The sequence below is a fragment of the Bacillus sp. 05T31 genome (genome assembly GCF_056396725.1).
Genome location: NZ_JBFTMA010000201.1, coordinates 1 through 6,275, shown reverse-complemented (window position 1 = coordinate 6,275; position 6,275 = coordinate 1). Strand labels below are relative to the sequence as shown.

Annotated in this window: 5 protein-coding genes; 1 reads left to right on the top strand and 4 read right to left on the bottom strand. The window is 35.7% G+C overall.

What is annotated here, in order from left to right; all coding sequences use genetic code 11:
- Together AC1DJR_RS14070 and AC1DJR_RS14065 are read right to left on the bottom strand one after the other, a co-directional pair.
- Positions 1-1,123, bottom strand: a 1,123-nt coding sequence (locus AC1DJR_RS14070) for an FAD-binding oxidoreductase (RefSeq protein ID WP_477002844.1), incomplete at its 3' end; no start/stop codon positions are given.
- A 132-nt stretch (positions 1,124-1,255) separates the two neighbouring features.
- Entirely contained in the window at positions 1,256-1,654 is a 399-nt protein-coding gene (locus AC1DJR_RS14065) for a DUF2871 family protein (RefSeq protein ID WP_071747608.1), read from the bottom strand.
- A gap of 255 nt (positions 1,655-1,909) precedes the next feature.
- Here AC1DJR_RS14065 and AC1DJR_RS14060 point away from each other — a divergent pair, with 255 nt between their 5' ends.
- A complete protein-coding gene (locus AC1DJR_RS14060) occupies positions 1,910-2,413 on the top strand; it encodes a GNAT family N-acetyltransferase (RefSeq protein ID WP_429687891.1) in 504 nt (167 codons plus the stop codon).
- 185 nt (positions 2,414-2,598) lie between these two features.
- Here the strand turns inward: AC1DJR_RS14060 and colA are convergent, their stop codons facing one another.
- Positions 2,599-5,514, bottom strand: coding sequence for a collagenase ColA (gene colA, locus AC1DJR_RS14055; RefSeq protein WP_477002843.1), 2,916 nt, complete (start codon positions 5,512-5,514; stop codon positions 2,599-2,601).
- Between the two features lie 203 nt (positions 5,515-5,717).
- The coding region (locus AC1DJR_RS14050; RefSeq protein WP_477002842.1) for an MgtC/SapB family protein at positions 5,718-6,275 on the bottom strand (558 nt) is incomplete at its 5' end.

The window sequence follows — 6,275 nt, the reverse complement described above, 5'->3', positions numbered from 1 at the left end:
CTCCTACATGGCCAAGAATACCACCAACAAGACCMACTTTATCTAATGTCTCTTTCGCATGYTGTATTGCGCCAGCTAATTCTGAAATTGGCACACATACATCTGTACTCATCAGCTTTTTACCTGGGTAACTATGCACATAAGAGTAAGCTAAGTTATGTCTTGCATCCCATAATTTATTTCTCGCCGCAGTTTCAGTTTCAAAAGCAACTTCTTTACATTTATGATCAAAAACAATTTCCTTCGTAAACTCGATATCTTGTGTTAATCCCGCTTCATTTCCGTGAAACTCTAAAAACAGTGTTGGTTCTTCTCTGTAATTCGTTTCGTTATAATGATTTACTTGTTTCATAGATAGTTCATCAACAAGTTCTATTCTCGCAATTGGAATACCAGCTTGCAGTATATTAATAACAGCTTCTACCGCATCATTTATAGTTGGAAACGATGCTCTCGCAGCCATAACATGTTCTGGTATGCCGTATACTTTTAATGTTAGCTCTGTAAAGCATCCAAGCGTGCCCTCTGATCCTACGAAAATTCCATTTAAATGATAGCCTGATGATGACTTCGCCGCTAAATTGCCAGTATGTATCACTTGTCCATCAGCAAGTACCACCTCTAAATCACGAACTTGATCACGCATAACTCCATATCTCACCGCTGTCGTTCCGCTTGCATTCGTAGCAGCCATGCCTCCTAACGTTGCATCTGCACCTGGATCTACACTAAAAAACAGACCGTACTTTTTCAATTCTTTATTGAGCTGAGAGCGTGTCACCCCCGGTTGTACYTTCACWAGAAAATCTTTCTCTCTTATTTCAAGTATTTTGTTCATTAAWGAAAAATCAACTGTAATCCCCTTTTCATAAGGAATTATATGACCTTCTAAACTAGAACCTACTCCAAATGGAATGACAGGTTTTTTATGCTCACTCGCTACCTTCATTATTGCTCTAACCTCTTCCGTCATTTTTGGAAAAACAACTACATCAGGTAAACTACTAGTATGGTAAGATTCATCTTTACTATGTAACTCTCTTACTGTCTTATTAACCACTACTTGATCTTCAGGAAGTACATCCTTTAATTCATTTACTAAACGCTCAATTGTTATTTCCATTACATACTCTCCTTTTATATTATTTACTCTACATTAATTATACCATTTTTATACAAAATAATCAGAATAGTAAGTTTACCTTTTTTACACATAAAAAAAGAACTTGCAGCACACACTACAAGTTCTTCTTAACTACATTTTAGATGATTTCTTTATTAACAGCATAAACCAAATTAATGTGAATGCCATCAGCGAATGAGAGAACCCTACAATATAAGTTAACCCTTTAAAGTCCGCTCCATTTAGTTGAAGAAGTCCTCTCGCTGCCAGCGATCCTAACATTAAAGTTAATGCGATATTATGTAAAATAAACCAGTTATTAAATCCTTTCACTTCATGAAACGCGAATACTTTCGCTAATCCCAAAGCAATTAAAAAGAAGAAAAAGCCAAGTACTAGCGTGTGTGTATGCAAAAGATTTAATAAAGTAGAGCCTAAAATCCCTTTAAATTTCCCATACTCTCTAGCGAATATTCCTGATAATAAACCTATAATTAAATACGTAAACGATGCGTTATATAATTTCTTCATTATGTACCTCCTTAAGTAGAATGTGTCATGTGTCATATTTAGTAATAATGATAGTTATATAGTAAAAACTCCTAGTTTCCTAGGAGTCATTGTATAAGCATCTCACTCTTTACAATCATTCTTAATTATAGAATATCCTTTTATACAAAACAATCGAACTTTATGTGAACAAGCAGGGCTCTATTAAAATATGTTGCRCTTTTKTRTTWCRCAATCCATACTAATTGTTATAACTTATAAAGGGGGTGCGATAGATTGATAGTTCGTGAAACTGAACGCCTCAATCTTCGTTGGTTGGATATAAAAGATGCTCCGTTCATTCTCGAGTTAGTAAACGATCCTGCATGGATTCAGTTTATTGGTGATAAAGGGGTTAAAAACTTAGAAGATGCAAAAAATTACATCTTAAACGGACCCGTTGATATGTATAATAAAATGGGCTTTGGTCTTTACTTAGTGGAACGAAAAGAAGATCTTACTCCACTTGGTATGTGTGGACTTATTAAAAGAGACTCATTAGAAGACGTTGATATCGGCTTTGCGTTTTCAGAAAAATTCCGTTCAAAAGGATACGGCTACGAATCTGCTTCTGCGGTAATAGAGTATGGGAAAAACGAGCTAGGTCTCAAACGAATTGTAGCAATTACTTCTACAGACAATACTGCTTCAGGAAAGCTTTTAGAAAAAGTAGGATTACGATTCGAAAAAATAATTTCAGACTCAGGAGAAAATCTAAAATTATTCGGGTATAACGCATAATAAAGTGAAACTTTAATCAGTGGGGGGTTGTTCATCCCCTATTGATTATTAGTTGAACCAATCGGGCGTTTACGGGCAGTTGATCTCCCACCTAACTTCTTTGCTCCACCTGAATTTTGAGGTGGGAGTTTTACTGCCCACAAATAGCGGGATAAAAAAGGTCGCCATTCACGGCGACCTTTTTACTATTTTACTTCTACCGTATAATTCCCTGTTCCACCACCATACTGGTATACATGTAAATAGTACTTCCCTGGATACGTATAGTAACTACCTACTAATTTATTTCCTTGTTGCTGTGCATACGTAACATAATTATTTAAATCTGCTTCTGAATAAAGAACCCAGTTTATTCCGATATTATTTTCATTCGTTACATTAATTTGAAGGTTTTTCGCAGTTTCTACATTTATTTCAAAGTAATCACTTGTATCACCGTTTCCTAAACTAGCCCGTAGCAATTGATTTAACTGCAGTTTATTCGCTGTTTTAAATGAATTATTTGGCTCTTTTTCTACACTGTTATCTTCTTTCTTTTGAACTGTTACGCTCGTTGTAGCACTAGTAGCTGCTCCTTTATCGTCTGTTACTGTTAATTTTGCTGTATAAGTTCCTTCTTTTGTATATACGTGAGTTGGATTTTGTTCATTACTTACCGTACCATCACCGAACTCCCAKTTATAAGAAGCAATTTTCCCATCTTCATCTTTTGATCCATCGCTTTTAAATGAGATTGCTTCATTCRCATTTCCGCTATACGGACCATTTATAACCGCAACTGGCGCTTTATTCACTGCACCTTCTTCTGTATTAATACCGTGGAACACAACATCATATTCAAATTGCCCTGATGCATTCACACGATAATTCACAAAGTAAGCTGTTACAGTTTTATATCCTGTCCATTCTTTTGCACTTAAACGTTTTAACGTATCATTAACGTTTTGCGTAATTGTTTTCCAGTCTTCATATTCTCCTTTTGCAGCAGTACCTGTATACGTTCCTTGCAGTGTAAATGTATTAAAGAACTGTGATTTATTTTTCTTTACCGATACATTATTTAATTTTGCTTCCGCTGTAATTTCTGCCGCAATATCCGAAACTGGTTTCGGTGCATGAGTTGCTAAATAATCATCTGATACTAATGGGACATTATATTTCTCACGATTATCAACAAGCGTTTGCATATAGTCTTGATACTCTTTGTTTAAATTGGCATCTTTACTTAAAGCAGAGCGATATGCATCATATGCTGTCACATCATTTTTCCTAATAAGATCATGAACTTTATCAAACATATCGTATCTCTTATTGTACATATACGATTGTAAAGCAAAGGAATAATTGTAGAAATCCCACGTTCCATACTTTGCATATAACGTTCGCTCTGCCGTATAACGTTCTGCTGGATTCGAAGATAGTCCCCCTATAATACTCTTTCTTGGAACGACGTTGTCCGTTCTCGTTGCACCTGCAAAAAACTCAGCATTCCCTTCTTCAAACCAAGATAATCTCTCATTCTCATACATCTTACCTTGTCCCCAAAGTCCTGGCACTTCATATCTACCTTGTAAATAATGCGTGAACTCATGTCGGAATAACTCTTCTAAACTATATATACTTTCTTCTGGTGTACGTTCATAAGTAAAGAACGTTCCTGTTCCTTCTATATACATACCACCATTATTTGTTTCATATCCGTATAATTGACGATTAAATTGATACTCAGCTGGGCTATTATAAATAACCATCGTTAATACATCATCTGGATTTCCCTTTTCTAACGGTTGGTCACTTTCAACCGTACGATGGAATTGTGCCTTCACTTCTTTTGCTGCCCAATATAAACGTTTAACTTTCTCCTCAGTCACTTTATCTCCGGCTTTTAAAACAATTGCACCATCATCAAACGTATACGTTTTCGGCAAATACTTTTTCTTCCCATCTTCTCGTATTTGATCTAAATTAACAACGTTACCATTTGCATCTTTCCCGCCATAATTTGTCGTAATTTGCTCAGCTGCTACGAAATATTGCTCACCTAAATATGGGTAAATTTTCATCGCATCCGTTACAACTTGCAATCCTTTCGTCCCTGTACTATGGAACATACCGAGTCTACCTGTATAATAGATCCCATTATTAATAAGCCATCCGTTTTTCGCTGTAACTGTTCCCATTAACGCAAATCTACTTAACTCATTAATATAGCTATCAATTTTTTGATACCACATTGTATCTTTCGGTGCTTTATTCGTATCGTACAAATACGACTGAATATCATAATCGACACCTTGCATAATATCGTACACTGCATTACCTGCTGAAAGATTATCTACCAATGTAGAAAAATTGTCATTATATTGTTTAAAGATCTTCGCAACCGATGCTATCGTTTCCACATCACTCGAAGCATTTCCTATTAATTTTCCATATGATGATACAACTCTATTTTGCTCCAATGTACCGAGGCTGAAATTTGGATTGTTCGCAATCGTTTTTAATGCAGGTAAGCATTTATCATGATAGCTCCGCTCATTAAGTTTACTTAATTCTGCATTATAAAAACCTAAATAAAATCCAGAGCGTAATACCTCTACTAAAGTCTCAATCCCTTTTGAATCATCTTTCGTATAAGCTTGTCCTTGCTGCTTCCATTTATCAATAATCGCCTGCATCCTACTATCATTTTGATAGAATGCAAGGCTGTCCTTATTAAACTGAAATAGCCCCGTAATTTGCTCCCAATCGATTGTTACAAGTAAATCTACTAACTGCTGATTGCTTAATTGATTTAATTCAGCAATTGTATATGTTTTGGCTACAGCTAATTGCTTACTTTCCTTTTTTACTTCAGGTGGTCTTTGCGATAAATCAGCAAATTGTAGCCTTTTCTCAAAAGACTTGCTTTCTAATACTTTCGATGAATGAGCTAACTCTTGCACTGGCAGTTGTACACCAACCGGCTCCATTTTTAGCACATTTCGATAAGAAACTTGCTCTCCCTTAGTATCTTCCGCCAATATGCTTCCTTGAAAACTCCCTAACATTAAACTAGCAAAACTTACCCCTACTAAAACTTTTTTTGAATAGCCTTTCATGCTCTCCCCTACCTTACATTTTTTAGTGTCCCGCTCCATTATTTTATTATTCTGACTATTTATTCTGTATTGAGAAAAAAGAAGGGAACGTTCACACATGTATCCATTCAAAGTGAAATTAACACTTGACTTCACATGTGATTCATGTCAAAAAAGGATAGATAATAGCGAAATTCCTGCTACATCTATCCCCTATTTCAACACTATGATTTTAACTTTATAAACGTAATTTCCGGCAATGTTTGCATATGCTGAATAAATGCATTCTTTTCTTCTGACGATATATTTTTTAGTTGCATTCCTACTTTATAGATTTTTCCCGCTTCTTGCTGTAAAACATCAACTTCATATGAAAGTATCGGAATGCCTTTCACTTGTAGCGTCTCTACTATTTGTTGTAACGCTTCGTGTTTATTCATACAAATTTGCAATGTTATATTTTGCGGAAATAAAAATTGCACCTTAAAAATACGACTTACAATCTCTAAGCCAATTAAAACGAGAATCATCGCTCCAATCCCTACTACATACATACCTGCTCCAATTGCTAATCCAATTCCTGCTGTAGCCCATAAACCTGCCGCTGTCGTTAACCCTTTCACTGCCTGCTTTTGAATAATGATTGTCCCTGCACCTAAAAACCCCACTCCACTAACAACTTGCGCTGCAATCCGGCTCGGATCAAGAGCCATATGTTCTTTAAATACAATATCTGAAAAGGCATATTTCGAAACAACCATTATTAAAGCACTTCCTACCGC

What these genes read in the sequence shown, in the direction of transcription:
- AC1DJR_RS14065 (WP_071747608.1), bottom strand. Translation starts at nt 1,654, where the DNA reads ATGAAGAAATTATATAACGCATCGTTTACGTATTTAATTATAGGTTTA.